Source organism: Streptomyces sp. NPDC015220 (assembly GCF_043079345.1).
Lineage (GTDB): Bacteria > Actinomycetota > Actinomycetes > Streptomycetales > Streptomycetaceae > Streptomyces.
Map to the genome: position 1 here is coordinate 453175 of NZ_JBIBUK010000003.1, position 25056 is coordinate 478230.

At 70.7% G+C, this 25056-nt stretch carries 22 protein-coding genes and 2 pseudogenes; 9 read left to right on the forward strand and 15 right to left on the reverse strand.

Annotated elements, in window-relative coordinates; translation table 11 throughout:
* Window positions 1-110: 110 nt before the first annotated feature.
* Together ACF061_RS11135 and ACF061_RS11140 are read left to right on the forward strand one after the other, a co-directional pair.
* A complete protein-coding gene (locus ACF061_RS11135; RefSeq protein ID WP_392266546.1) occupies window positions 111-905 on the forward strand; it encodes a GntR family transcriptional regulator in 795 nt (264 codons plus the stop codon).
* Window positions 902-1567, forward strand: coding sequence for a YdcF family protein (locus tag ACF061_RS11140; protein ID WP_392266547.1), 666 nt, complete (start codon window positions 902-904; stop codon window positions 1565-1567). The genes ACF061_RS11135 and ACF061_RS11140 overlap by 4 nt, the downstream gene beginning before the upstream one ends.
* Before the next feature lie 232 nt (window positions 1568-1799).
* Here the strand turns inward: ACF061_RS11140 and ACF061_RS11145 are convergent.
* The 8 genes and pseudogenes from ACF061_RS11145 to ACF061_RS11180 all read right to left on the reverse strand — a co-directional run.
* Window positions 1800-2033: pseudogene (locus ACF061_RS11145) on the reverse strand (sugar transferase); the annotation flags it as partial.
* Window positions 2034-2184: 151 nt separating this feature from the next.
* Window positions 2185-3927, reverse strand: coding sequence for an ATP-binding protein (locus tag ACF061_RS11150; protein WP_392266548.1), 1743 nt, complete (start codon window positions 3925-3927; stop codon window positions 2185-2187).
* 36 nt (window positions 3928-3963) lie between these two features.
* Window positions 3964-4335 (reverse strand): GIY-YIG nuclease family protein, encoded by a 372-nt coding sequence (locus ACF061_RS11155; protein WP_392266549.1) that lies wholly within the window; start codon window positions 4333-4335, stop codon window positions 3964-3966.
* Entirely contained in the window at window positions 4332-4802 is a 471-nt protein-coding gene (locus ACF061_RS11160; RefSeq protein ID WP_392266550.1) for a hypothetical protein, read from the reverse strand. Before ACF061_RS11160 ends, ACF061_RS11155 begins: the two co-directional genes overlap by 4 nt.
* A 702-nt stretch (window positions 4803-5504) precedes the next feature.
* Entirely contained in the window at window positions 5505-6866 is a 1362-nt protein-coding gene (locus ACF061_RS11165; protein ID WP_392266551.1) for a DUF4407 domain-containing protein, read from the reverse strand.
* Window positions 6856-8595 carry a hypothetical protein gene (locus ACF061_RS11170; protein WP_392266552.1) on the reverse strand — a complete coding sequence of 580 codons (1740 nt, stop codon included), beginning with the start codon at window positions 8593-8595 and terminating at the stop codon, window positions 6856-6858. The genes ACF061_RS11165 and ACF061_RS11170 overlap by 11 nt, the downstream gene beginning before the upstream one ends.
* Window positions 8592-10862: a hypothetical protein gene (locus ACF061_RS11175; protein WP_392266553.1), complete on the reverse strand. Its 2271-nt coding sequence runs from the start codon at window positions 10860-10862 to the stop codon at window positions 8592-8594. The genes ACF061_RS11170 and ACF061_RS11175 overlap by 4 nt, the downstream gene beginning before the upstream one ends.
* 34 nt (window positions 10863-10896) lie before the next feature.
* Window positions 10897-11718, reverse strand: a complete 822-nt coding sequence (locus ACF061_RS11180) for a hypothetical protein (protein ID WP_392266554.1) — start codon at window positions 11716-11718, stop codon at window positions 10897-10899.
* A 262-nt stretch (window positions 11719-11980) separates the two neighbouring features.
* On the opposite strand from ACF061_RS11180, the gene ACF061_RS11185 reads away from it, so the two are divergent.
* Window positions 11981-12535 carry a Pycsar system effector family protein gene (locus ACF061_RS11185; RefSeq protein ID WP_392266555.1) on the forward strand — a complete coding sequence of 185 codons (555 nt, stop codon included), beginning with the start codon at window positions 11981-11983 and terminating at the stop codon, window positions 12533-12535.
* Here the strand turns inward: ACF061_RS11185 and ACF061_RS11190 are convergent.
* The 4 genes from ACF061_RS11190 to ACF061_RS11205 form a co-directional block, all read right to left on the reverse strand.
* A complete protein-coding gene (locus ACF061_RS11190) occupies window positions 12515-13267 on the reverse strand; it encodes a Crp/Fnr family transcriptional regulator (RefSeq protein ID WP_392266556.1) in 753 nt (250 codons plus the stop codon). The genes ACF061_RS11185 and ACF061_RS11190 overlap by 21 nt on opposite strands.
* A gap of 127 nt (window positions 13268-13394) precedes the next feature.
* Window positions 13395-14354 (reverse strand): D-2-hydroxyacid dehydrogenase family protein, encoded by a 960-nt coding sequence (locus ACF061_RS11195; protein ID WP_392266557.1) that lies wholly within the window; start codon window positions 14352-14354, stop codon window positions 13395-13397.
* A gap of 240 nt (window positions 14355-14594) precedes the next feature.
* Entirely contained in the window at window positions 14595-16322 is a 1728-nt protein-coding gene (locus tag ACF061_RS11200) for a bifunctional 3'-5' exonuclease/DNA polymerase (protein ID WP_392266558.1), read from the reverse strand.
* Window positions 16323-16418: 96 nt separating this feature from the next.
* Entirely contained in the window at window positions 16419-17180 is a 762-nt protein-coding gene (locus ACF061_RS11205) for a Clp protease N-terminal domain-containing protein (protein ID WP_392266559.1), read from the reverse strand.
* A 238-nt stretch (window positions 17181-17418) separates the two neighbouring features.
* Here ACF061_RS11205 and ACF061_RS11210 point away from each other — a divergent pair, with 238 nt between their 5' ends.
* Window positions 17419-18531: a DUF2786 domain-containing protein gene (locus tag ACF061_RS11210; protein ID WP_392266560.1), complete on the forward strand. Its 1113-nt coding sequence runs from the start codon at window positions 17419-17421 to the stop codon at window positions 18529-18531.
* Between the two features lie 197 nt (window positions 18532-18728).
* Here ACF061_RS11210 and ACF061_RS11215 read toward each other — a convergent pair whose 3' ends face one another.
* Window positions 18729-19268, reverse strand: a complete 540-nt coding sequence (locus ACF061_RS11215; protein WP_392266561.1) for a DUF4232 domain-containing protein — start codon at window positions 19266-19268, stop codon at window positions 18729-18731.
* Window positions 19269-19361: 93 nt separating this feature from the next.
* The gene (locus tag ACF061_RS11220) at window positions 19362-19970 is read right to left on the reverse strand and encodes a hypothetical protein (protein ID WP_392266562.1); all 609 of its coding nucleotides are present in this window, start codon (window positions 19968-19970) and stop codon (window positions 19362-19364) included.
* Window positions 19971-20586: 616 nt separating this feature from the next.
* Here ACF061_RS11220 and ACF061_RS11225 point away from each other — a divergent pair.
* Window positions 20587-20805, forward strand: coding sequence for a DUF397 domain-containing protein (locus tag ACF061_RS11225; protein WP_392266640.1), 219 nt, complete (start codon window positions 20587-20589; stop codon window positions 20803-20805).
* 91 nt (window positions 20806-20896) lie between these two features.
* Here ACF061_RS11225 and ACF061_RS11230 read toward each other — a convergent pair whose 3' ends face one another.
* The gene (locus tag ACF061_RS11230; protein ID WP_392266641.1) at window positions 20897-21379 is read right to left on the reverse strand and encodes an ATP-binding protein; all 483 of its coding nucleotides are present in this window, start codon (window positions 21377-21379) and stop codon (window positions 20897-20899) included.
* 354 nt (window positions 21380-21733) lie between these two features.
* Here ACF061_RS11230 and ACF061_RS11235 point away from each other — a divergent pair, with 354 nt between their 5' ends.
* From ACF061_RS11235 to ACF061_RS11250, 4 genes and pseudogenes are all read left to right on the forward strand, one after another.
* Entirely contained in the window at window positions 21734-22558 is an 825-nt protein-coding gene (locus ACF061_RS11235) for a helix-turn-helix domain-containing protein (RefSeq protein ID WP_392266642.1), read from the forward strand.
* 98 nt (window positions 22559-22656) lie between these two features.
* The gene (locus tag ACF061_RS11240; RefSeq protein WP_392266563.1) at window positions 22657-24117 is read left to right on the forward strand and encodes an aldehyde dehydrogenase family protein; all 1461 of its coding nucleotides are present in this window, start codon (window positions 22657-22659) and stop codon (window positions 24115-24117) included.
* A gap of 106 nt (window positions 24118-24223) precedes the next feature.
* Entirely contained in the window at window positions 24224-24775 is a 552-nt protein-coding gene (locus tag ACF061_RS11245; RefSeq protein WP_392266564.1) for a DinB family protein, read from the forward strand.
* 10 nt (window positions 24776-24785) lie between these two features.
* A pseudogene (locus ACF061_RS11250) lies at window positions 24786-24986 on the forward strand (PadR family transcriptional regulator); the annotation flags it as partial.
* Between the last annotated feature and the right edge of the window lie 70 nt (window positions 24987-25056).

The window sequence follows — 25056 nt, forward strand, 5'->3', positions numbered from 1 at the left end:
TCCCGCTGTCCTAGGACTGCGGGTCGCTGAACAAGACAATGACGCACAGTCCCAGGACTGTCAACAGTCCTGGGACTGTGCTTCACTGGTCGTGTCGAGAGGAGTGCTGCATGGCGCCCAAGTGGCGGGAGCTTGCGGACCGACTGGCCGAGCAGATCAGGAACGGCGAGTACGCGCCCGGGGTCCAATTGCCGCAGATCAGAGACCTTGTGGAAGCGGGCGAGGGCTCGAAGTCCACAGTTCACGCGGCCTACAAGGCGCTGGAAGCGGAAGGGCTGGTGACGTCCTCACGCGGGCATGGCACAGTCGTCCGCGAGCGCGCACCGCTCAAGCGGCTCGGCATCGAGCGTTACGACAAGGCCAAGTGGCGGGATAGCGACCAGGTCGCGTTCATCGCGGACCGCGTGGCATCCGGACGCGCGTACAAGCGGAACGAGCAGACGCAGACCGTCAGCCGGGTAAAAGCCCCAACCGTCGTTGCTGAGGCGCACGGCCTGCCAGAAGGCGCCGACGTCTACGCACGGGCGCGTCTAGTCAAGGAAGGCTCGCAACCGACGCACACTCTGACCAGCTACTACCGGCCCGAACACGTCGAGGGAACGCGCATCGTCGACCCCACGCCGGGCCCCGCCGGCCGCGGCGGTGGCTTCCGGGTGCTCTACGACGCCGGATACGAGATCGACCACATGCGGGAGACCCTGTTCGCCCGCATTCCCACGGTGGAGGAATCCCAGCTCCTCCAGCTCTCACCGGGCGAGTGGGTCGTGGAACTCCACCGAACCACCTTCACTGCGGATGGGACCGTGGTGGAATTTGCAATCGGTGTCCACGCGGCAACTCGCTTCGCATGGACCTACGACTTCAAGGTGCCTGACTCAGCGAACCCAGAGGGCGGAAGCAAGTGATTTCAGCGCAAGCGTGGGCCGACACTCAACGGCTGTGGGACTTCCAGCAGATGGGCCACGACGTGCACCCGTGCTCGGTCGCCATCGGGCTCGGCAGTCATGATCTCGGAGTGGCGGACACAACCGCGGACCTCTATCACCGCGGCATGGCGCCGCTCATCGTGTTCACCGGGGCGACCAGTCGCACGACCCGCGACCGCATGCCCCGGGGCGAGGCTGAGCACTACCGCGAACGCGCCGTGGAACTGGGCGTTCCCGCAGCCGCGATCCTCGTCGAGCCGCAGGCCCGGAACACGGGTGAAAACATCCGCTTCTCCCGCGCACTCCTTGAAGAACGGCACGTCCCCGTCTCGTCGGTCCTCCTAGTCAGCAAGCCGTACGAGGAACGTCGCGCCTACGCGACGGCCCGCAAGCTCTGGTCCGAAGTGGAGTGGGTGAGTGCGTCCACACCTATGACCCTGACGGAGTACGTGGACTCAATCCACGATGTGCGGCTGGTCATTGACATGCTGGTGGGTACTCAGCAGCGACTCATGATCTACCCGCAGCAGGGTTTCATGGTCGAACAGAACATCCCTGATGACGTTGTGGCCGCGTACGAACGGCTGAGGGACGCGGGTTTCACGAGTCGCCTTGTGCGGGACACTGCTGCACGTCGCTGATCCGTACGTGATTCAAGCCCTCACCGCGTCAGTGATTTCAAGGGTATTTCTTCCCCGGTTCTCGCATGTTTCCCCCACTCGCAACAGCTATTACGTAGATTCTGACGCAAGGTGATCTGCCCAGGCCTGCTTCCTCTGTAGGTCGGCGGAGCGGCTTTGAATTGGAGCTGCCTTGTCGCGACTGATCATGGCCCATTACGCTGGCCCACGCATCGGGCAGGCTTTGAAGTGGTCAGTAAGCTCTCTCTCCACGGAGAATCGCGGCCCCGGTCCGCAGCAGGATCGACACGTCTAGGCTCATCGACCAGTTGTCTACGTAGTAGAGATCAAGCCGAACCGCCTCGTCCCAGGGCAAGTTGGAACGACCACTGACCTGCCACAATCCGGTGAGGCCGGGCTTCACCAGCAACCGGCGCCTGATGTCGGGCGTGTATTCTGCGGCTTCCTCGGGAAGCGGCGAGCGCGGGCACCGTGCGGCTGTCGGTTAAAGAGGCCACTGGCCTGTCTCTGACAGCTCCCCTTAGCAGCCCGCCGGAGGCCACTTGCGGGGCAGCCGTAGCCCCGAACCGCGGGTTCGGGGCTACGGCTGCCTGTCGGATGGGCCGCGGTGAGGGTGGCTACTCCTCCTTGGGGAGCTCCTGCAGATAGGCGCGAGTGAACTGGCCCCAGTAGCTACGCAGGTCGGCGAACTGGCTGGGCTTGCTGTGCATGTTCTCGGCCTTGGCGTAGGCGAGGAAGAGCAGGTCCAGGCCGGTCTCGGTCTTGCGAATCAGGGTGCGGAGTTCTTCGGCATCGCTGCCGTTGTTGCCCTCGTCGGCCACGGCCTTGAGTCGGTCGTAGATGTCGCGGATGAAGGGGTGGCGGTGGTTCAGCCGGATGATCGCCTTGCCGTTGAGGTGGTCGATCTCGAACATCTCATTGCCGGGCCACTCCGCATCGACCAAGGTGAAGGGGTTCTCCTTGACCTGTTCGCGGACCTCCTCCGCCTTCTCCTGATCGTCCGTTACTCCTAGATCCGCCAGGAGATCCTGCAGAATCTGCTCGGTCTCCTGGTCCGTGAGGTCCTTGCCCGCCTGCCCCTGAGGGGCAGTCTTGTCCGCGCGGGCTGCTGCTGCAGTCGCCTCGTCATGCGCCTGCGCTGCGGCGCGCTCTTGCGTCTTGACCTCTCCCCAGTGCCTGCGAATCTCACGGCGGGCGTACCGGACGGGGCGGTCGAGCCATTGGCGCAGTTCGGATCGCAGCTTGTCGACGGGGACGGCGCCGCGCTTGACGTTCCGAACCTGGAAGAAGGAGTCCAGTTCGGCGGGGAAGGTGACTTCGATGCCGATGTAGCGGTCGACCTTGTCAATGCCGGCCGGGAGCAGCCTCGGGACGATGTCGTAGTTGATCTCACGGCCATTGCGGACCATGCTGATCTTTCCAGCGCTGCCGTCGATCTGGAACTCGCGAATGTCGCGGCCGTCGCGGTCCTTGAGTCCACCCTCGCCTGATCGCCAGCGGAAGATGGCCGGCGTGATCGTGACGGTGACATGGATGGCCTTGCCGTCAGCGATCGTGATGTCGGCTTCGTCGATCACTGTGCCGCGGACGTCCTCCTTGGGGTAGCGCTTAATGATCCGCGGGTTGTCCAGGAGGAACAGCGGGTCGAAGAGGGTGATCTGTGTGTCGTTGAGCTGGATGATCAGTCCCTGGCTGAGGAACTTTCGGTAGGCCCTGGCGATGAAGTTGCGCAGGTCGGCGAGCTTCTCGTCCAGGCTGGTGCCGTAGTGGCCTCCGGCCTCAAGTTTGTCGATCTTGCCGTAGATCACGAGCGTGCCGGAGTCGACCGGGGTGCCGTCAGGGTTGCGCATCAGGTGCTCATACGCGGGCGGCCAGCCCGAGGCCTCACGCGCTTCGATGTGCGTTTGCTGCTTCTTGGTGATCTCCCGCAGGTCCAGGTAGGCGTGCCGGATCGTGTCATCTCCGGGCAGCTTGGTATAGACGTCGATGCGGCGTCCGAGGCTGAGACCGGCCAGCTTGAGGCCTACCCCGAAGCGGCCGAGGCTGGCCCGCTGGCCGTATCGGGTACTGAAGCCCATAGAAAGCGCGTGGGGGAGGACCTCGGTTTCGATGCCCCGGCCGTTGTCGGCGAAGGCGATCTCTTCAATCGATCGCTTTTGCGGGCCGAAGGTGGTCGAGATCTTGATGTGTGTGGCGCCGGCTTCGATGGAGTTGTCGATCGGCTCGCCCGCGGCGGCAGTGAGGTCGAAACCGGAGTCACGCATGGACTCCAGGGCGGTGTCGACCTGGATGATGGCGGCCTGGGAGGTGGGGCTGGCCTGCGGGTCACCCTCGTCGGGGCCCTGGAAGGTCGGATTCATACTCATGACAGTGGTCCTTTGCGGCGTTCTGGGTAGTTACGGAAGGTTCTTGGTTCGTAAGCGGCTCTTGAGTGTGCTGGCCAGGGTGTCCCAGCAGAACGGACACTTCGGGCTCTGATAGTCCGGCCGGTCCGGGTGTAGAACGTTGACCAGACCGTGGCGGTACGTGTGAAACAAGCTGCACTCCATGGCGAAGGCCAGTTCCGGGGTGGGATGGACGTCGTAGGTGAAGTACTCGCCGTGGGCGGTGGTGCAGTGCGTCAGCAACCGACGGCGCAGACAGGTGTCGCTGCGTCCGATGTAGTGCTCCGTGCCGTTCTGGAACAGCACGTAGGTGCCGATCAGCTGGTCGGGGATCATGGCCCGGACTATCCACGGGCGCAGGCGCAGCAGTCGTCGCGTCGTCACGCCGCCATTACCTCGGCGGTGTAGGCGGTACGAGCACGCCGCCGAGCACGAGAAATCTGCTCGCGCATCCGCGGCATGGCGACGCCGCGCTCGGTGGCCATCTCAGAGGGGTCCTGTCCAGCACCCAGCTGCTGCAGCAGGCTCCGCTGCGATGAGGTCAGCGCCTTCGTGGTCTGAAGCCACACCATGAGATCCGCAGCGGCGAACTGACCGTCGACGGCGCCGGGTTCGCGGTACGAGTCGGTTGCGCTCAGCGAGGTCGAGGGGGCGATCACTCGGCGCTGGCGCAGGAGATCACCGGCGTGCGCCATGGCGCTGCGGATCTGGAAGGCTGCGGGGGCGTCCGAGTTGAGGCGGATGACCTCGTCGAGGGCTCGATCGATACGCTCGAGGTCGAATGAGTCGCGCGCCTTGTCAGCGCGACGGTGAAGCAGATTCAGGGCATGCTGCGCCTGCTCAGTGAGCATAAGTGGTCTCCTGGAGTCTGACTGCGGCCCCCATGCGGTGGGACGCGGTCGATTTGGAGGAATGTGAAGTTGTGAGACCAACTTACCTCTACAGCCCATAGTTTGACTGCTCATCGGTTCGTTTGCCTCGTTCAGGGAGGGCGGCCTGGGTGGTCAAGTGTTGCGCGGTGGGCTTGTGTTGAGGTTCTGTCGCTGCTCTCTGTCGACGTCTCTCGTCGGGGTCGCCTCGCTGTGCACCCGGCAATCACGCTGGTTGGCGCAGACGTGGTATCCGGCTCTTACGCCCAGACGGGCCGGGGGACGGTTCCTGGCCCCTTCGGTAGCGAGCGCCCATGGTCTCAGTTCTGGTCGCAGTCGCTGCGCGTTCCCCAAGCGTCTGCCCTTGTCCATAGACGTCTGGAACGGCGCTGAGCAGGTAAGGAGACGTCCTGGCGAACGGTCGTGGACGAGTCCGGACCAAGATCGCACAACTCGTAATGCGTAGGTCTCGGGTTCGAATCCCGAAAGCGGCTCCACTGCGAAGACCACCTAGTAACGTTCCTAGGTGGTCTTTTCGGTGTTCAGCGGACGCGACGGCGGCGCCGGGCGCGGGCCGCGCGGGAGTCGGCGAAGCCCCGCACCGCACGGTCCCGGCCAAGGACGCGACGGCGACCGGTTCCGCCGAACTTCCCGGCGTCAGGGGAAACCGGTCGCCGTCGGGCGTCACTCGCCGAGGAGCCGCGCGGTACGGGCGTCGAGTTCCTCGCGGACCATGCGGGCGTACTCCGCTCGCGCCTTGTAGTGGGCCTGGCCCAGCCGGGCCTTGTCCTCCTCGGCCCGCACCTCGGCGGCGTACCGCCGGACCTCGTGGTCTATCGCGACGACCTGGTGCTGCACGTCCAGGTCCTCCAAGTGGATGCGCTGGTTGGCCTCGCGCCGCTCGCCGAGCCTGCGGTCGTACTCGGACGGACCGCTCATCAGCTTGGCGAGCACCGGCATGGCGTCGACCAGGAGCAGTACGGCGTGCAACAGGAACATGACGAAGAGCGCGAAACCGTCGGACCAGGCCACCGTGGACAGGGCGCCGGCACGCAGCAGCAGTCCGTCGTGCTGCTGCGACTCCTTGCGCTCGGCGACCTTTGCGTCGATCGCCTTCTTGACGTCGGCCCGGTAGGCGGTGCCGGTGTTGATCAGCTGTTCGGACAGGGTGTTGCCCTTGGCGACGAGCTCGGCGCGCTTCGCCTCGTACGCGTCGACCTTGCCCGTCCGCCGGTACGCGCCGGTGTCGGCGCGGGCACGCTCGCAGGTCTCGGTGGTGTCCCAGCCGTTGCCCCGCCAGATCCACCGGTCCCTGGCGCACTCGCGGCGCTCGGTGGCCAGCTTCTTGTCGAGGGCGTCGTTGTAGCTCTTGATCTGCCGGTCGAGGCGGGCGACGGCAGCGGCGTTGTCGGCGATGTCCTCCTTGATCGAGGCCGGCGCGCCCTTCACCGTCAGGTGGAAGTCGCCGCACTCCGCGCGATTCGTCGTGTCCTTGCCGTCGAGCGGGTTGCAGGCGGTGAGGCTGCCCCGGAAGTCGGCGAGGTCGCGCTCCCGGACCACCGCCATCTCCTGGCGTATCTCGCGGTCGAAGATCTGGAACAGCAGCGGCTCGGCGATGGTGAGCCCGAGCACCACGGAGAGGAACAGCCGGGGCACCAGCATGCGAAGAGCCCGCCCGCCGGTGTAGCCGTGGGTGCTGGAGACCAGCCAGCTGTCCAGAGCCAGCACGATCCACGCCCACATCACGCCGACGACGACCGCCACCGCGACCGGGGTGCCCTCGCGCACCGTACTGATCGCCATGGCCATGGACGCCCCACCGAGCAGCGCGGTGTTGAGGACGATGGCGCCGTACCAGGTGTAGCGGACGCGCTCGGCGCTCTCGCGGTCGAGGATCTCCTCGCGGATGCCGATCAGCCGACGCAGGAGCACGGCGGGGCCGTGGCCGCTCCGGCGGGCGTCCCGCGGACGGTGCGCGGGCCCGGTTCCGGCCGCCCACGCGTCATGGCTCTGCTCGGGCGGGCGTACGGGGGTGTCAGCGGCCACGCTCCTCCCTCCCCGCTTCCCCGAGGTCGTCGTCGGCGATCACGGGACCGCGCGTGGGCAGGTCGATGTCGGTGTCTGGTCGCCGGTCGGTGCCGCCGTCGCGAGCGGGCTGGTCGGCGTCGTCGTACCCGTCGCCGTGCCGGTCGCCTTCGTGCGGCCCGCCGCGCCGGCCGTCGCGCGGGGCGCGATCCCGTCCGTACGCCCCCTTCTCGTACTCCTCGTACGACGCCTCCTCGTACGACACCTCGTCCTCGTACGACGCCTCCCCGTCGTACGGCCGGCGGCGCTCGTGCGAGCGGTCGCGGGACGCCGTGCCATCGCCCTCCTCCAGCTGCGGGGCGTCGGCGACGCCTGCCACCTGCGGGCCGGCGGGCGGGTCCGGGGCGAGGAGACCCTGCCCGGAGCCGAGGCGTTCGACGAAGGCGCGGGCGTCGAGCGGCGCGTTGTCGAGGAGGCCACGGTTGATCATCTGGCGGCCCAGCTCCTGATTGACACTGTCGCGCCGGTCGGCTCGGTGACGCCGCTCGGCGCGCTCGGCCAGCACGTCCTCGCGCTGCTCCGCGCGCCGCCGCAGCAGGTCCTCGCGGGACGCGGCCCGCTGCTCGCGCTGCTCCTCCCGGGCGGCGTCGAGTTCGGCACGGCGGTCCTGGCGGGCGACCTCCCGGCGCCGGTCCTCGCGCTCCAGGCTGTAGTGCAGGTCCTCTCGTTCGGCCTGGCGCTGCCGCTCGGAGTGCTCCCAGCGGCGCTCCTCGTCCTCGCGCTGCCGCTCGCGCCGCAGCCGGTCGGTCTCACGCTGCCGTTCGGCCAGCTCGGAGTACGAGATCTCGCCCCTGCGCAGGGCGAGGATGTCGGTGCCGGCCGGATCGGTGCCGAAGTCGTCGAGGTCCTTGAGCGCCTCGGTGCGCTCGAACTCGTTGTCCCGGCGCTTGAGGATCTGGGTGTAGTGCTGGTCCTCGGCGTCGGTCCGGTGGGTGTACGCCCGCTTGAGGTCGTCGAGTTCCTGCTGATGCCGCGTTTCCAGCGCCTTGCGCTCCGCCGCCATGCGTTCGCGCTCCTTCTCGCGCTCGTGCTCCATCAGCTCGCGCTCGCGGCGCACCGCCTCCTTGACCCGGTCCTGCTCGGCCGCGCGCCGCTCCTCGTCGGCGCGACGCTGCTGCGCGGCGAACTCCTCCGGGGTGAGGACCGTCAGGTACGGGGCGCCGACGGAGAGTCCGGCGATTCGCGGCGGCCCCATCTCCAGGTAGGTGACCAGGCGGGCGGTCAGCCGACGTGTCACCTCCTTGCCCGCGTCGAGGGGCCACTCCTGGGTGACGTCGGTGAGTCCGGGCAGCGCCCGGAGGTAGCCGAGCAACCGGGACTCGAGGTCGGTGACACCCTCGCGGACGACGGCCACGGGATCGGTGACCGTGCAGTGGAAGGCGACCTGGACGGTGAAACCGTCGGTCTCGGCGGACGGCACGTCCATGCTGACCGTGACGGGCACGGCCGTGCGGCAGTCGACGACCGTGACCGAGCCGGCGTTCAGGACGTCCTCGTCCGCGGGCCCACGGACGCCGTGGTCGGTGAGGTACTGGTCGCCGGTACGGTAGACGAGCACCTGGTGGGCGGCGACGCGGGGCAGTTCGTCCAGGGAGCGGGCCGGCCGGTTCCAGAAGCGGCGACCGGTGTGGGGCGCGGGGGCGAGCACACGCTCCTCGACCAGGGGATAGGTCCTGTGGATCGTGGTCATCGTGGGTTACTGTCCTTCACACGGTTCAGGGCGCCGAGCATGATCGCAACGCAGTCGGGATCGGTGGCGCGAGCGTGACGGGATTGCGCAAGTCGGCCCAACTCATCGGTCAGCAAGGCATGTTCGACCTGCGGGAGCACGGCGGCGAAGGCGTGACCGAGTCGCGCGGCCACCGTGGTGGGGTCGGAGGTCACGGCGGGCAGGGCGCGGGCCATGACGAGCAGAGCGGACAGGGCGTTCCGGCGCAGCGGCCGGTAGCAGAGGATCGCCGCCCACAACTCGGCGACGATTCCGGCCTCATCGGGCCGGTCGGCGACGTAGCGGGCGACGGCGGGGCGTCCGGAGAGCCGTTCGGTGACGGTGAAGACCCACAGGGCGGTCTCGAGGACGAGCAGGCCGCTGTTCGAGTAGGCGGCGGACCGGGTACGCCGTTCCTTCCCGATCCGGTGCGCCAGGGCATCGAGCACGATGCCGGCGTCCTCCTGGCAGTCGACGAGCGTCAGGAACAGCTGGGCCCACGCCCGCAGTCCGAGTTCGCGCTCCTCCCGCTTGTCGAGCACACCGCTGCGGAGCACCGCCCAGAGCCACTTCACCGCGTCCGTGGGGAAGGTGACGCCGAGCTGGCCGCTGAACGCCCGGAGCGCGGTGCCGCGCAGCGAGGGGTGGGTGGACTGCGCCCACGTACGGACCAGGGTGAGCGCGGCGGCTGCCTGCGTCTCCTCCAGGCACATGTACCACAGCACGTACACCGCGAGGTTCTGCCCGGTCTCGCCGCTCTCGCCCCGCGCCCACGGGTCGAGGTAGCTCTGCACGACCTCGTCGAAGGCGCTGTGCCCGAGCAGCGTGAGCCCCGAGGCGATGCAGAGCTGGAGCGCGGGATCGGGGCCGGCCGCCACGACCGCCCCCAACCAGTGGCGGACCGCGTCCCAGTACTCGGTGGGGTGGTCGCGCCACAGGGCCTGGAGCACCCAGCGGCGCGCCTCGGCGTCGGCGAAGACCATGACTTCCCGGGTGGTCGCGCCGTAGACGTGCATCTCGGTGGTGATCAGGTCGTTGCGCGCGAGGGAGCGGCGCCGGTCCATCGGACGGGCACGCCGACGCTGCGGGTCCTGGTCTTCGGCGGTGGTCTGCCCCGTGGTGTCAGGGGCGGTGAGGTGGGACGGGGTCGGCGCACGCTCCGACGTGAAGTACACGGGTTCGAGCAGCCGCTCCAGCAGGACCTGGAGCGATTCGAAGTCGCGCCGCCCGATGCCGGGGGCGAAGGCGAGAGTGGTGACCTCGGCGATCTCGCGCAGGCTGCGCTCCTCCTCGGCGCCGAACCAGTCCTGGACCGCCTGCGGCGCGGTGCCGCTGTGTTCCTTCCATGCCTGGTCGGGGTCGGCGCCCGCGGCGATCCGCCGCGCCGCCTCGGCGACGACCGCGACGGGACAGTGGGGCGGGACTCCGGCCACGGCCCGGTCGACGATCTCCTGCGGTGTACGGGCCTGGACCAGCCGAGCCCGTACCACCCTGTCCAGGGCCGGAGGCTGCCAGGGCAAGTGGGGCACGGCCTCCGGAGGGCCTCCGCTCACGCGGTGCGCGGTGGTGATCACCAGATGGGCGCGGTAGCGGCGCAACTGGTCGCGCACTCGGCGCCAGTCGAAGTCCGAGGAGGAGCCGGCGGCGCCTCCGGTGGGTCCGACGGTACCGGTGTGGTCGAGGACGACATAGCCGACACCGGGGTCGAAGGTGCGCTCCGCGAGCTGGTCGAGGCCGATGTCGGGGGAGAGCACCACGTAGTCGGCGGAGGGTCCGACGGTCTCCCGGAGCAGGGCGACCGCACCGGACCGCTTTCCGGTGCCCTGGGGGCCGGTCAGGACGACGACGCTGGTGCGGGACAGCTCGCGAGCCGCTTCGTCGAAGCAGTCGGGGCGGATGTACGAGCGCAGCAGCGCGTCGATCTCGTCGCCTTCGAGGAGGCCGGTGGCGCGGGCCCGCCCGGACCGCTCGGTGGCGGTGGCGATGCCGAAGTGGGCGCGGCCGTGGTACTGGGGACCGTAGAAGTTGTTGTAGACGTGGTAGTCACCGTCGGAAGGGGCCGGTGCCGGGGTGCCCGGCGCGGACGGGGGCCTCGGTGCGGTGGCGGCGGGAGGCGCGGGCGCTTCGGGGGAGGGGCGGGGATCGGGGGTGCCGTTCGCCTCGTCGGCGGACGGTATGTGCTCGCCGGACACGCCGCCTCCTTCCTCGTCGCCGCCGTCGCCCTCGGGCGGCCGATCCATGGGCCTCACGCGTGCGTCCCCCCGGTCCTCCCGGCTGCTCCGATCACTTGGAGATGCCGAAGACGACGTTGCCGTTGATGACGGTTCCGTGCAGGTTGGTGGTGACGTGGTCGCCTCCGTCACGGGCGGGCGCCTCACACGCCGCGGACGTCGTGGAGCCCCGGGACGCCGTGGTCCCCCGGGTCGCCACCGGCTCACCGGGGTCCGTCGCGGAGCCGGGAGCGGGGTTCGGATCACCCAGGTCCAGGGCGTGTACGTCGTACCCGGGCACCCACAGCCAGGCCCGTCCCCGGTACTCCTTCTTCTCGACGACGACCTCGCGGAACTCCTCGGGCCGGAAGTTGGTGTAGCCCTGGGCGACGAGCTCCGTGAAGACCGGTGCGGTCAGCGCGACGGCGAGCGCCGCGTCCGGCGCCGCGGCGAGGGCCTGGCGCAAGGGGTCGCTTTCCAGGACGCGGGAGATCTCGACGGGCGCGGGGCCCACGAAGCCGTTGGGGGCCTTCGAGGCCGGACCGAAGTGCACGGCGGCGCGCAGCGCGAGCCGCGCGCCGGGCACACGGTCGCGGTTGTGGGCGCGCAGCCCGGCGTCGAGCCGGCGCATGAACGGCTCGACCAGCGCCTGCTCGTCGGAACCGGACGGCAGCACGGCGAACTCGGAGTCCCCCGCGACCTGCCGCGTCCAGGAGGCCCGGTCGAGTCCGACCGCTTCGGCCGCCTCGGACAGGAGCCGGGGCAACGCCGTGTGGATGTCTCGCTGCCGCGCGGTGTCCGCGCTGCCGTACCCCCGCGCGTCGACGGCGAGCAGCAGCCGCCTGTCGAACACGCCCATCGCACCCACGGACATCTGGTCCTCCTCGTTCGTCACAGCGGGAGGACAGCATGCCGCACCTTCAACTCAACTGAAAACAAAGTGAGTTATGACGCGCGGGCCCATGCGGCAGGCTGCTCTCGGACCGACGCCCACCCCCGTGGGGCGCCGGTCGCCCCGCCAGTTGTACACCCGGGCGGGCGCCCGCACCCCGTGGAAGTACGGGATCACGTGCGTCGGCCGATCCCGTAGATGTGCCTGGTTCGACCGACGTTCCGGCGGCTCAATGGAAGTCCATCCGAGTCACGCTGGAGGTTCCGTGACGTCCGCTTCGTCCCCCACGCCCACGACGGCGCCCGACCCCGCCGGGAGTGCGTACGTCTCCGCCTCGCACGCGATGCTGCCCGTCCTGCAGACCGCGCACCAGCATGCCGACGCCAAGGCGGGCATCCTCTCCGCCGTGCAGGCGGCCCTCGTGGGGACGGCGGGGGCGTGGAGCGAGGCGGCACTCGACGGCTGGCGGCGCGGCGGCCCGCTCGGCTGGGCGGCGGGAGTGCTGCTCGTCCTCTTCGCCTGCGGCCTCTTCGGCGGCGCGACGTCGCTCGCGCTGGCGCTGCGACCGCGCATCTGGCGGCCCGTCGGCGCCAACGACTACAGCTTCGTGCGGCTGGCCGCCGTCCCGGTCGAGTCACCGCTCACCGCTCCCGCGGCCGCGGACCCCGACGAGGACGCACGGCAGATGCGCGCGATGATCCGCTTCCTCGCCGAGGTGGCCCTGCGGAAGTACCGTTGCGTGACGGCCGCCGTGGTGTGCACCGCGGTGATGGGAACCGCCGCCGGGCTCTGTCTGCTGCTACGGCCGATCCTCGGCTGACCCGCGGGGCCGTCGCGAGTCGGGCGGCATCACGGGTTCGGCGAGCTCTGCCACCCGGGCGAGCCGGGCGAGGTCGTGCACGGTGGTCGTCCGGTAGCCCGTACCGAGCAGCCCCTCGTCCCGCAGTTCGCGCAACCCCTTGTGCACAGTGGTCTCGGCGGCGCCGGTGAGCGCGGCGAGTTCGGGCTGGGTGAGCTGGAAACCGATCACATGACCACCGCCCCGCTCGGGTCGCCCGTACCCCACGGCGAACTCCACCAGAAGCCGGGCGAGGCGCACCTTGACCGGGTAGCCCCTGAATTCGAGCCGCCGGCGGTTGGCCCAGCGCAGCCGGTCGGCGACGATCCGGGTCAGCGCCATCGCGACCTCGGGCCGCCGCATCATGAGCCCGTGCAGGGCTCCGGGCCCGACGACCCGCGCCCGCAGCGGCCCGCAGGCCACCACCCCGGCCGACCGGGGCGCCCCGTCGAGCGCGGCCATCTCACCGACGCTGTCACCTCCGACCCGGACGGCGAGCAGCGACTCCTGCCCGTTCTCCACCGTCGCGGTGACCTTGGCGAAGCCACCGAGGATCACGTACAGATGCCGGTCCGTGGCGCCCTCGGTGAGCAGTACGTCACCGGACTGGAGCGTCAACTCCGTGCCTAAGGAGAGCAGTTCGGCCCGTGCGGGAGCGGACAGCACCCCGAGCAGGCTCCGTTCCGGCCATCCCCACTCGCTTCCCGATCCCACGCCCGCCCCTCCACGCCCGCGTTCCCCGGCGCCAAGGCTAGTCCCGTTCCCCCTTTCGCGGCCCTGTGAGGGGACCACCGGTCCGCGGGGGTTGCGTCGGCGTGCCGGTGCGCGGTCGTGCGGGGGGTCAGCCGAGGAGGCGGATCGGGGTGCCGGCGAGGTAGGCCTCGATGGCTGCGACCGCCTGGCCGTAGTAGCGCTCGTAGTTGGCCCGGGACACATAGCCCAGGTGCGGGGTGGCCAGCAGGCGTGGGGCGGTGCGCATCGGGTGGTCGGCAGGGAGCGGTTCGGTGTCGAAGACGTCGATGCCCGCGCCGGCGATGCGGCCCTCGCGCAGGGCCGCGAGCAGGGCGTCCTGGTCGACGATCGCGGCGCGTGAGGTGTTGATCAGATACGCCGTCGGCTTCAGGAGGGCCAGCTCGGGGGCGCCGAGCAGGCCCCGGGTGCGGTCGCTCAGGGCCAGGTGGACCGAGACGAAGTCGGCCGTCGAGAGCAGGTCCTCCTTCGAGGGGGCGAGGGCCACGCCCACCTCGTCCGCACGCTCCTTCGTGAGGTTCTGGCTCCAGGCCGTCACCTCCATGCCGAAGGCGAGGCCGACCTGGGCCACGCGGCCGCCGATCCGGCCGAGGCCGAGCAGACCGAGGCGACGTCCGTGCAGGTCGGCGCCCACGGTGGACTGCCAGGGGCCGCCGGCGCGCAGGGCGGTGTTCTCCTGGACGATGCCGCGGGCGAGGCCCAGCAGCAGGGCCCAGGTGAGTTCGACCGGAGGGGTCGAGGAGCTCTCCGTACCGCAGACGGTCACTCCGTTCGCCCGCGCGGCGGCGTAGTCGATCACCGAGTTGCGCATGCCGGTGGCCACGAGCAGTTTCAGACGCGGGAGCCGGTTCAGCAGCGTGGCGGGGAAGGGGACCCGCTCGCGCAGGGTCACGACGATGTCGGCGTCGGCGAGCGCCGCCGCCAGGGAGTCCTCGTCCGGGAAGTGCTCGGTGCGGGAGACCACCTCCACCCTGTCGCCCAGTGGCGACCAGTCGGCGACGGTCATCGCGGCGTTCTGGTAGTCGTCGAGCAGGGCGCAGCGCAGTCGCATGCCGGTTCTTCCCCTCCGGGGTCGTTCGTCGTGGTGCGGCATCGGCCGGGGCGTTCGCGTCTCGCGTCGGTCGGGGCCGTTCGGAGCGTTCAGGATCGTCGCAGATCCTCAGGGCACCAGGAGCGGCGGGAGCGGCAGGAGTGGCCGAAGGTGGTTGGAGCGGGGGAGAGCGTCAGGGAGCGGCTGGGGCGGGCCGATCGGCCGGGCCGGTCGTGATGGCTTCCGTCCGGTCCGGGGGCCTCACTTGGCGTCCGCGTAGCACTCCACCACCGCCGTCGTGAACGGGAACCGCACGGGGGTGTCACCGAACGTCAGACGGCCCGCCAGTTCCGCGGCGTCCCGGATCGCCTCCACGATCGTGCCGGCCTCGTCCTCGGGACAGTGCACGATCACCTCGTCGTGCTGGAAGAAGACCAGCTCGGCCGCCATGTCCCGGCAGGTGCGGCGCAGTGCGGCGAGGAGCAGCAGGGCCCAGTCGGTGGCGCTGCCCTGGACGACGAAGTTCCGGGCGAAACGGCCACGGGCCCGCGCGTCGGTAGAGGCGTACCCCGGCATCCAGCCATGGTCCTCGTCCCGCCCCCCGGCGCGGCCGCCGATCCGGCCGGCGGGCCGCTCGGCCGGATCGTCCTGGGGGATGCCCGCCTCCTCAGTGGCGTCCTCGGAGGTCCCGGCCGCCGGAGGGCAGGTCCGGCCCAGCCAGGTCCGTACGAGGCGGCCCTCCTCGCCGGCCCGCGCCGCCTCGTCCACGTAGGCCACCGCGCGGGGGAAGCGGCGTCTGAGGGCGGCGAGGTTCTTCAGGCCGTCGCCGGAGGTCTGGCCGTAGACCGCGCCGAGCACGGCGAGCTTGGCCTGGGCGCGGTCGCCAGAGAAGGCCCGGTCGGAGACGGCCTGGTAGAGGTCGGAGCCACGGCCGGCCACCTCCATCAGGCCGGGATCGCGGGAGATCGCCGCCAGCACGCGCGGCTCCATCTGGTCGGCGTCGGCGACGACCAGACGCCAGCCGGGGTCGGCGATCACGGCCCGGCGGATGACCTTGGGGATCTGCAGCGCGCCCCCGCCGTTGGTCACCCAGCGCCCGGTGACGGTTCCGCCCGCGAGGAACTCCGGCCGGAACCGCCCCTCCCGCACCCAGTCCTGAAGCCAGGACCAGCCGTGCGCCACCCAGATCCGGTACAGCTTCTTGTACTCGAGCAGGGGGGCCACGGCCGGGTGGTCGACGGACTGGATCTCCCAGCGGCGGGTGGACCTGACCTTGATCCCGGCCCGGGCGAAGGCCTTGACGACGTCGGCGGGCAGGTCGGGCCGGACCCGGTGCCCGAAGGCGGCGGACACCTGGTCGGCGAGCTCGGCCAGCCGCCGTGGCTCACCGCCGCCCGCGTAGCGTTCGCCGAGCAGTTCGCGCAGCACCCGGCGGTGCACCTCCGCGCTCCAGGGCAGACCCGCGCGGTTCATCTCGGCCGCCACCAGCATCCCCGCCGACTCGGCGGCGGTGAGCAGGCGCATGCGGTCGGGGTGCGCCGTCCGGCCGTGCCGCCGCTGCTGCTCGGCATGGACGGCGGCCAGGTCCACGAGCGGCAGGTGGCGCCCGCGCGGTTCGAAGAGCGGGGACTGCGCGCCCGGTTCGGCGGACCGCTGCGGCGGATCCGGCGGTACCGGGCCGCCCCGCAGCCGGGCCAGCGCGGCGGCGGCCGAGCGGGGCTCGCCGTGGCGCCCCTCGTGGCCGAGCAGGATCGTCTCCGCGTCCTCGATGTCGTAGCACCGCTCCACGCGCACACCGGCCGCGAGCAGGCGCGGATAGACCTCGGCGGTGGACCGCCACACCCACCGCGCGACATCCGGCCTGGACCGGACGGCCTCGGCCAGGTCCGCCTCCCGGCGCACCGGCCCGGCGGGCAGCCCGTCCGGGCCGAGGAGGGCGACTTCCGCGCCGCCCTCCTCGGTCGGAGCCAGGGCCCACCGGTCGGTCATGCATGCGAGTCTCGCAGGCAGCTCTGACAACGGCTTCGACCTGCGCTTTCCAGGGGCGGGGAGAGCCGGAGGCCAGCCCTCCGCGCCCCATTCGCCCTACTCTCCCTCCGCCGGCTTCCCGGACCGCTCCTCGTCCTGCGTGCTGTTCTCCAGGAACTCGGCCAGGGCCGCGACGACGTACTCCTCGACGCGGGCCTTGTCGAGGCCGAGACCGCTCAGGACGCCCTCGCCGTTCTCCAGCTCCAGCAGGGCCAGCAGGATGTGCTCGGTGCCGATGTAGTTGTGGCCGAGGCGCAGGGCCTCCCGGAAGGTGAGTTCCAGGGCCTTCTTGGCGGCGGGGCCGTAGGGGACGAGGTCGGGGGCGTCGGCGGAGCCCGGCGGCAGCGCGGCGGTCGCGGCCTCGCGGATCGAACCCAGGGGCACCCCCTGCGCCTCGATCGCCTTCGCGGCGAGGGCCTCCGGCTCGGTGAGCAGTCCGAGGACCAGGTGGGCGGGGAGCCCCTCGGAGCTCTGGGCGGTCTTCGCCGCCTCGTGCGCGGCCATGACGACCTTCCGCGCGCGCGGGGTGAAGCGGTCGAAGCCCTGGCTGGGATCGAGGTCGGTGGATTCCTTGGGCACGAACCGCTTCTGCGCGGCCTGCCGGGTGACGCCCATGCTCCTTCCGATGTCGGTCCAGGAGGCGCCGGAGCGCCGCGCCTGGTCCACGAAGTGCCCGATGAGGTGGTCCGCCACCTCGCCGAGGTACTCGCCGGCGAGTACGGCGTCCTGGAGCTGTTCGAGCGGTTCCTGATGAACCTTCTTGATGGCCGAGATGAGGTCGTCCAGGCGGACGTTCGACCTGATGGCAGGGTTCGTCATGTGTCAACCGTAAGTTGACAGTGCGCATCCGTCAACCCAAGGTTGACAACGATCTCGGCCGGTTCGGCGGGCCGGAGGGGGTGGAGTCCGAGAAGGGTGGCACCGGCGCAAGGGGAGTACGGCGCCGGGGACTTGGGCGGATGTGTCGAGAGGTGGCGGGAGCGCGGAGGCAGAGGTCGGTCATCGCTGTCCACAGGGTGTGGACAAACATCTGCGCGCGACATGGCACGATCGATCCGTGACCACGCCCAGCACCGTCGACCGCGCCTTCCGGGCCGCTCTCTACACGGCCACCGAGGACGCCCTCGACGCCGGCGCCTCGCTGCTCGCCGCCGACCCGGCGGCGGACGCCGAGCTCCAGCGGCGCGGCGAGGAGTTCGTCGCGACGGCGTGGCGGCGGGGCTGGCAGCCCCGCGATCTGGTGCGGATCGTGCGGCGGGAGCTCGACGACGTCCATGTGCGGATCGTGGTGGCCCTCGTCCGCGCGCAGGCCCCCGACGACCGCCCGCGCGGCCGGCGCTGGGCCGCTCAGCTCGACGAACTGGCCACCGAGGTGGTACCCGCCGCCGACCGCTTCTCGTACGCCACCGCCGTACTGGAGCTGTACCGGCTGCTGCTGCGACTGCCCGCGCTCGAGACGCTGGACGGCCACGCCGGGCCCGGTCCCGCCGTGTCGCGGAGCGGGTCCCGGATGCTCGGCCGGATACGCGCCCTGCTGGCCAAGGCGGAGGCGACCGGGTTCCCGGAGGAGGCGGAGGCGCTGAGCGCGAAGGCACAGGAACTGATGGCCCGGCACAGCATCGACGAGGCACTGCTCGCCGCACGCGCCCCCGCCCCGGACGCCCCCGGCGCCTGCCGGATCGGTGTGGAGCCGCCGTACGAGCAGGCCAAGGCCGTGCTGCTGGACGCCGTCGCCACCGCCAACCACTGCCGGGCCGTGTGGAACGAGCCTTTCGGTTTCTCCACCGTCGTCGGGTTCGAGGCCGACCTGGACGCGGTCGAACTGCTGTACACGTCGCTTCTCGTGCAGGCGATGACCGCGATGACCCGGGCCGAGGCGGCCCAGCGGGCGGGCGGGCGCAAGCGGACCAAGACCTTCCGGCAGTCCTTCCTCGCCGCCTACGCCCACCGGACAGGCGCCCGCCTCGCGGCCGCCGCCGAGGAGCAGGTCACCGAAGACCTGCTGCCCGTGCTGGCGAGCCGGGACGTCGCGGTCACCGACCGGCTGGAGCGCATGTTCCCGCAGACGACCACCACCCGCCTGCGCGGGGTGAGCGACGCGGCGGGCTGGACCGAGGGCGCTGAGGCCGCCGACCGGGCACAGGTGAGGGCCCGGCCGCCGCTCGACTGAGACCCGCCGTCGGCGGCGACAGCCGCCCGGCGGGCAGGCCCGGCGGGCAGTGACCGGCCCGAGCGGGCAGCGGTCGGCTCCCCGAGCGGGTCAGTCAGAGCAGGCAGCGCGCAAGGTCAGGTCAGTCCGAGCAGGCGGTGGGTGGCCGGCCCCGGGCCGGCGCCGGTCGGTCCCCGGCGGTCGACGGGCGGCGGATGTCAGTCCCCGGCCTGCTGGAAGGCGGTCACCGAGGCGTCCGGGTGTTCGGCGTCCTTCTTGCCCTGGACCGGGCCGTAGGACCACGGGTAGCTGTTGCCGTCGGCCGCCCCGGGCAAGGCGATCTTCAGCGACGTCGCCGCCAGGCTCTTCGCGTCACCGTTCCCGCCCCGTACGTAGGTGAGGGTGAAGGACGCCGTGTCCCCCTTGGCGAGGGTCAGCTTCTGCGGCTGTCCGGCCTGGTCCGTCGGGACGGTCGCGGTGCTGCTCCCGGCGGACAGGGTGAGACCGGGGAAGCCGTCCAGGGTGCACTGGGAGCCCTTGTTGGTCAGCGTGACGGGGACGTTGCCGGTGTCCCCGGCGGCGGGCGCGGCGTTGGCGGGGCCGACCTGGAGGGCGACCTCGCCGGCCCGGCAGGCCGTGCTGTCGGTGTTCTTGCTCCCGGTGTCGTTGCCGCTGCCGCTGCTGCTGCCGCCGCTGTCGCAGGCGGTCAGGAGGAGGGCCGCGGCGAGGGCGGTGACGGTGATCGGAAAGGCGCGCATGAGGTGGTTCCTTGGGTCGTGACGATGCTCAAGGATCATCACGTACGAGCGTGCGGCGCGGTTGCCCGCCCCGCCACCGGGCTCCGCGATCGTTCAGGAGCCGAGACTCGCCGTGGCCAGCCCCGAGGGTAGCGTCCCGCCCTCGGCCCGGGTGTACGTCTCCGTGCCCGGACCACCCTCCCAGGTAACCCGCAGGGTGGTCTTGTTGACGGAGTCCACCGTGCCCGTCGTACGCGCCTTGCACTCGGCGAGACGGAGCACCTGCCTGCCGTCCTGCTCCACCGCTGTTCCGGTGCAGGTGGTCCGGTCGGTCGAGAAGAGCGCCGCCTGCTCTCCGGTGACGATCAGGACCACGGCCCTGCCGTCGGTGGTGGCGAGCCAACTGCCGTTCAGGCCACTGGCCTTGGTGTTCGCCCCGGACCCGGACCCGGACCCGGACCCGGACTCGGTGGCCGTGGGCCTGCTGGGCGTGGGGGAGGCGCCGCCCCGGCCGGAGCCGTCCTCGGGACCGGTGTCCGAGCCCCCGCCGCCGCACGCGGTCAGCGTGAGCACGCCGGTCAGAGCCACCGCGCCGACCCGTACCGCCTTGGCCGCGGTCCTCGCCCGGGCCGCTTCGGTGGTGGTGGTCCCGGCCGTGACCGACGACCCGCTCGCCGTGGTCGGCGTCCTGCCCGCCGCAGTCGCCGCAGTCGCCCTCGTCACTGGAACCCCCAAGCTGGAAGCGGTCGGCCGCCCGGCGGCCGGTACGACCGCAGCAAGTTACCAGTCGTCACCCGGCGGCCTCACGGTGCGCCGGCGGCCGGCCGCCGGCGCGGCGCGGTACGGGCACCGAGCCGATCGGCGCCGCGGCGGGGCCCGACGTTGCAGATGCATGTGCGCAACCGCACAGCGCCTCGCGCCCCGCGAGCCCCAGCACTTCCGCCGGTTCGTCCCCGCCTCGTGCGCCCCGTCCCCAGCGTGCCGTTACGCCATTTCGTAGAGCCCGTTCCGGAACTCGTGCGGCGACGCCGGAACAGGTGAGGGGCCGCGTGCGTCTTTTCCTAGTGCACGCCGCGGACGCGCGCCGGAACCGGCGTATGTCCCGCGAACCCGGAGGCGGACGTCTCGAACGACTTCGGTAAAGCGCTCGTCAAAGCTGTAACCATCGAAACACTCCTTGTGCACGTGCATCTGCTCATGCAACTGCACATGAACAAGGTTATGATCCGGTTCAGTTGACCGATGCATCAATGGCCACATCAGCCAGTGCACCAACGGGGAGCGACCTGTGAACCACGACGCCGAGGGCGGGTACGGGGAGTGCGACGTGCACAACGGCATGGCGGCCACGCTGCTGAGCGGGGTGGCCTGGCAGAAGAGCCGGCACAGCAACTCGCAGGGCTCCTGCGTGGAGTTCGCGCGGCTGCCGGGCGGTGACGTGGCGGTACGCAACTCGCGGTTCCCCGACGGTCCCGCGCTCGTCTACACGCGCGCGGAGATCGAGGCGATGCTGCTGGGCATCAAGGACGGCGAGTTCGACCACCTGATCGCGGGTTGACGCGTCGGCAAAACCGTTTCCGCACGCGGGCGGGTCTCCGTGACCGACCACCGGGCGCGCAGAACCCCGGCGTGCGCGCACGCCGCGTCCGTCAGTCGCCGCCGGGCTGGAGCAGGAACAGCGCCCAGACGACCTTGCCGCTCAGCGTGCCCGCCAGCGGGTGCCATCCCCAGCCGTCACTGAACGAGTCGACGAGGAACAGGCCCCGGCCGGACTCGGCGGAGAAGTCGTCCGAGTCGCGGGCGACCGGGCTGTCCTGGCTGGGGTCGCGCACCGCGCACACCAGCCGGTCGGTCCAGCGCATCAGGTGCAGCCGCACCACCGAGCCGTGCTCGCACGCACGCCGGCCCGACGCGGTCGGCAGCGCGTGCCGCAGGGCGTTGGTGACGAGTTCGGAGACCACCAGGCAGACGTCGTCGAAGCGGTAGCCCAGTTCCCACTGGTCGAGGGTGCCGCGGGTGAACTGCCGCGCCTCGCGCACGGCTTCGTAACGGGCCGGCAGGGAACAGGAGGCACCGTCCGACACGGCCGCGGGGTCGAGTGGGGGAAGGCCCTGCCTCAACGGCTGGAGCATGGCCGATCCATTCGTCCCCATGCGAGGCACTCCCGGTAATCCGCGGTCGTTGCGATGCAGCGGTGGTGCGGGACCATGGTTTCGGATGCGTACAGCAGATGCAAGGGCAGATGCACGTGCACGTGACCGAATTGGACCCTCCCGTACCGCTTACTGGTCATTTTTTCTGCCATCCTCACGTCCGCCGCATGCCTCCTTCTTGCCTTGGGGTGCACGTTTTCTGTGATCTCTTTCCGTTTCCGTAATCGCGCGAGTACTGCTCGAAGTGATTTAGTGGCAGACTGCGGCTCTTGAGGACGGTTGGGGAGGCTGGCGAACGTGAGCGCGGGAGAGCCCGGATCGGTGGTGCGGCGCATGCTGCTCGGCTCGCAACTCAGGCGACTGCGGGAATCGCGGGGGATCACGCGGGAGGCGGCGGGCTACTCGATCCGCGCCTCGGAGTCGAAGATCAGCCGGATGGAGCTGGGCCGGGTGAGCTTCAAGACTCGGGACGTCGAAGACCTGTTGACCCTGTACGGCATCACTGACGACGCGGAGCGCGGCTCACTGCTCTCGCTCGCCAAGGAGGCCAACGTCGCGGGCTGGTGGCACAGTTACTCCGACGTCCTGCCCAGCTGGTTCCCCACGTACGTGGGCCTGGAGGGCGCGGCGTCACTGATCCGCGTCTACGAGGTGCAGTTCGTGCACGGGCTGCTGCAGACCGAGGCGTACGCCCGCGCGGTGGTCCGGCGGGGCATGCAGGGCGCAGGTGAGGCCGACGTGGAGCGCCGGGTGGCGCTGCGCCTGGAGCGGCAGAAGTGCCTCGTCGCCGAGAACGCCCCGGAGCTCCACATCGTTCTGGACGAGGCCGCGCTGCGCCGGCCCTACGGCGACCGCGAGGTGATGCGCGGCCAGCTCCAGCACCTGATCGAGATCTCCGAGCGGCCCAACGTCCGGCTCCAGGTCATGCCGTTCAGCTTCGGCGGGCACGCCGGCGAGTCCGGCGCCTTCACGATCCTCAGCTTCCCCGAGTCCGACCTGTCCGACGTCGTCTACCTGGAGCAGCTGACCAGCGCCCTGTACCTGGACAAGCGCGAGGACGTCACCCAGTACGAGAGGACGCTCAAGGAGCTCCAGCACGACAGTCCCGGTCCGGACGAGAGTCGCGACGTGCTGCGCGGGCTCCTCCAGCTCTCGTAGGCCCTCGCCGGTCTCCCGCACTCCCGCGCAACTCCCCTTACCCGCGCGTACGATGACACCCCATCAGACAGCGCGAGCCTGGGGATTCGAGGGATCACATGTCGTCCTACTTCACCGACCTGGCACAGCAGTACATCGACGGCGAGTGGCGCCCGGGCACCGGCTCCTGGGACATCATCGACTTCAACCCGTACGACGGCGAGAAGCTGGCCTCGATCACCATAGCCACGGTCGACGAGGTGGACGAGGCCTACCGCAGCGCCGCCCGCGCCCAGAAGCAGTGGGCCGCGACCAACCCCTACGCCCGCCGCGCGGTCCTGGAGAAGGCGCTGCGCCTGGTCGAGGAGCGCGAGCAGGAGATCACCGAGGTGATCATCGCCGAGCTGGGCGGCACCCACCTCAAGGCCGCCTTCGAACTGCACCTCGTCAAGGAGTTCCTGCGCGAGTCGGTCCACCTGGCGCTGCGCCCCGAGGGGAAGATCCTCCCGTCCCCGGCCGACGGCAAGGAGAACCGCGTCTACCGCGTCCCGGTCGGCGTGGTGGGTGTGATCAGCCCCTTCAACTTCCCCTTCCTGCTGTCGGTGAAGTCGGTCGCCCCGGCCCTCGCGCTCGGCAACGGCGTGGTGCTCAAGCCGCACCAGAACACGCCCGTGGCCGGCGGCTCCCTGGTGGCGAAGATCTTCGAGGACGCGGGGCTGCCGGGCGGCCTGCTCAACGTCGTCATCACGGACATAGCCGAGATCGGCGACGCCTTCATCGAGCACCCCGTTCCCAAGGTGATCTCCTTCACCGGCTCCGACAAGGTCGGCCGGCACGTCGCCACCGTCTGCGCCGCGAACTTCAAGCGCTCGGTCCTGGAACTGGGCGGCAACAGCGCGATCGTGGTCCTGGACGACGCCGACCTCGACTACGCGGTCGACGCGGCCGTCTTCAGCCGCTTCGTCCACCAGGGGCAGGTCTGCATGGCCGCGAACCGGGTGCTGGTCGACCGCTCCGTCGCCGATGAGTTCACCGGGAAGTTCGTCGCCAAGGTGAAGTCGCTGAAGGTCGGCGACCCGCGCGACCCGCAGACGATCATCGGCCCGGTGATCAACGCCACCCAGGCGAACGCCGTCTCGGGCACCGTGGAGCAGGCGATCGCCGAGGGCGCCACGGCCCTGGTGCGCGGCGCCACCACCGACAACCTGGTCGAGCCGTCGGTCCTGACCGACGTGCCCGCCGACTCCGCGCTGCTCCGGCAGGAGGTGTTCGGCCCGGTCGCCTTCCTCATCCCCTTCGACGGCGAGGAGGAGGCCGTCCGGATCGTCAACGACACCCCGTACGGCCTCAGCGGCGCGGTGCACACGGCGGACATTGAGCGGGGTGTCGCGTTCGCCAAGCGGATCGACACCGGCATGTTCCACGTGAACGACGGCACCGTCCACGACGAGCCGCTGGTCCCCTTCGGCGGCGAGAAGCACTCGGGCATCGGCCGCCTGAACGGTGAGACGACGGTGGACGCCTTCACCACGGTGAAGTGGATCTCGGTCCAGCACGGCCGGAGCGGCTTCCCCTTCTGATGTCCGCGCGCCCGGGCCCTTGCGGACAGGAGCTGACCGCAAGGGCCCGTAGCGTCGTCTGTGTCGGGCAGGGAGCCGGCGACACCACGACGAAAGGCGGCCGGTCATGGTCACTCACGTGCGAGCCGAGGAGCAGGGCGACGAGCGGGGAGCGCTGCTGGCGTTCCTGGAGGAGCAGCGCGGCGGGATCCGGCGGGCGCTGCTCGGGCTGACCGAGGAGCAGGCCCGGAGCCGGCCGAGCGCGAGCGAGCTGTCCCTGGGCGGGCTGCTCAAGCACGTCGTCGAGGTGGAGCAGACGTGGGTGGCGCGGGCGAGGCAGGAGCCGCCGGCGGTCGAGCGCGACGAGTCGAACTGGCACGACTGCTTCCGGCTCACCGGCGACGAGAGCGTCGCCTCGCAGCTCGCGTACTGGGAGAAGGTCGCCGCCGACACCGAGGCGTACGTCCGGTCCGTGCCCAGCCTCGACGACACCTTCCCGCTGCCGGACGCCCCCTGGTTCCCGCCGGACGAGCGGGTCTCCGTGCGCTGGCTGTGCCTGCACCTGATCCGGGAGACGGCCCGGCACGCCGGTCACGCCGACATCGTCCGCGAGTCGCTGGACGGGAAGACGGCCTTCGAGCTGGTGGCCCTGGCACAGCGGGCCGAGGCCCGGGAGTGACCCGGAGCGCATGCCGCCGATCCGACTCCTGGTCCCGGGCGCCGTCCGTCGGCACGGGCGGGCCCGCGGCCACCGGGTGCGAGGCGACCTGGAGCATCGGGGCGCCCACGAGTGGTCCGGTGCCGAGCCCGACTCGTCCCACCACGCCCTGAAGCGGACGGCGAGGCGGGGACCGCCGCACGCCCGCGAGGCCGCCGTACGGGGGGCGGGACGGCGACGGCCCGCCGGGCGGCCCGCCGGTCGGGCAGGCGGTGGCGGTCAGCGGGTCGCCGTCCGGTCGG

What these genes read in the sequence shown, in the direction of transcription:
- ACF061_RS11135 (WP_392266546.1), top strand. Translation starts at nt 111, where the DNA reads ATGGCGCCCAAGTGGCGGGAGCTTGCGGACCGACTGGCCGAGCAGATC.
- ACF061_RS11150 (WP_392266548.1), bottom strand. Translation starts at nt 3,927, where the DNA reads ATGAATCCGACCTTCCAGGGCCCCGACGAGGGTGACCCGCAGGCCAGC.
- ACF061_RS11160 (WP_392266550.1), bottom strand. Translation starts at nt 4,802, where the DNA reads ATGCTCACTGAGCAGGCGCAGCATGCCCTGAATCTGCTTCACCGTCGC.
- ACF061_RS11170 (WP_392266552.1), bottom strand. Translation starts at nt 8,595, where the DNA reads ATGACCACGATCCACAGGACCTATCCCCTGGTCGAGGAGCGTGTGCTC.
- ACF061_RS11195 (WP_392266557.1), bottom strand. Translation starts at nt 14,354, where the DNA reads ATGCGACTGCGCTGCGCCCTGCTCGACGACTACCAGAACGCCGCGATG.
- ACF061_RS11200 (WP_392266558.1), bottom strand. Translation starts at nt 16,322, where the DNA reads ATGACCGACCGGTGGGCCCTGGCTCCGACCGAGGAGGGCGGCGCGGAA.
- ACF061_RS11205 (WP_392266559.1), bottom strand. Translation starts at nt 17,180, where the DNA reads ATGACGAACCCTGCCATCAGGTCGAACGTCCGCCTGGACGACCTCATC.
- ACF061_RS11215 (WP_392266561.1), bottom strand. Translation starts at nt 19,268, where the DNA reads ATGCGCGCCTTTCCGATCACCGTCACCGCCCTCGCCGCGGCCCTCCTC.
- ACF061_RS11225 (WP_392266640.1), top strand. Translation starts at nt 20,587, where the DNA reads ATGGCGGCCACGCTGCTGAGCGGGGTGGCCTGGCAGAAGAGCCGGCAC.
- ACF061_RS11230 (WP_392266641.1), bottom strand. Translation starts at nt 21,379, where the DNA reads ATGCTCCAGCCGTTGAGGCAGGGCCTTCCCCCACTCGACCCCGCGGCC.
- ACF061_RS11235 (WP_392266642.1), top strand. Translation starts at nt 21,734, where the DNA reads ATGCTGCTCGGCTCGCAACTCAGGCGACTGCGGGAATCGCGGGGGATC.
- ACF061_RS11240 (WP_392266563.1), top strand. Translation starts at nt 22,657, where the DNA reads ATGTCGTCCTACTTCACCGACCTGGCACAGCAGTACATCGACGGCGAG.
- ACF061_RS11245 (WP_392266564.1), top strand. Translation starts at nt 24,224, where the DNA reads ATGGTCACTCACGTGCGAGCCGAGGAGCAGGGCGACGAGCGGGGAGCG.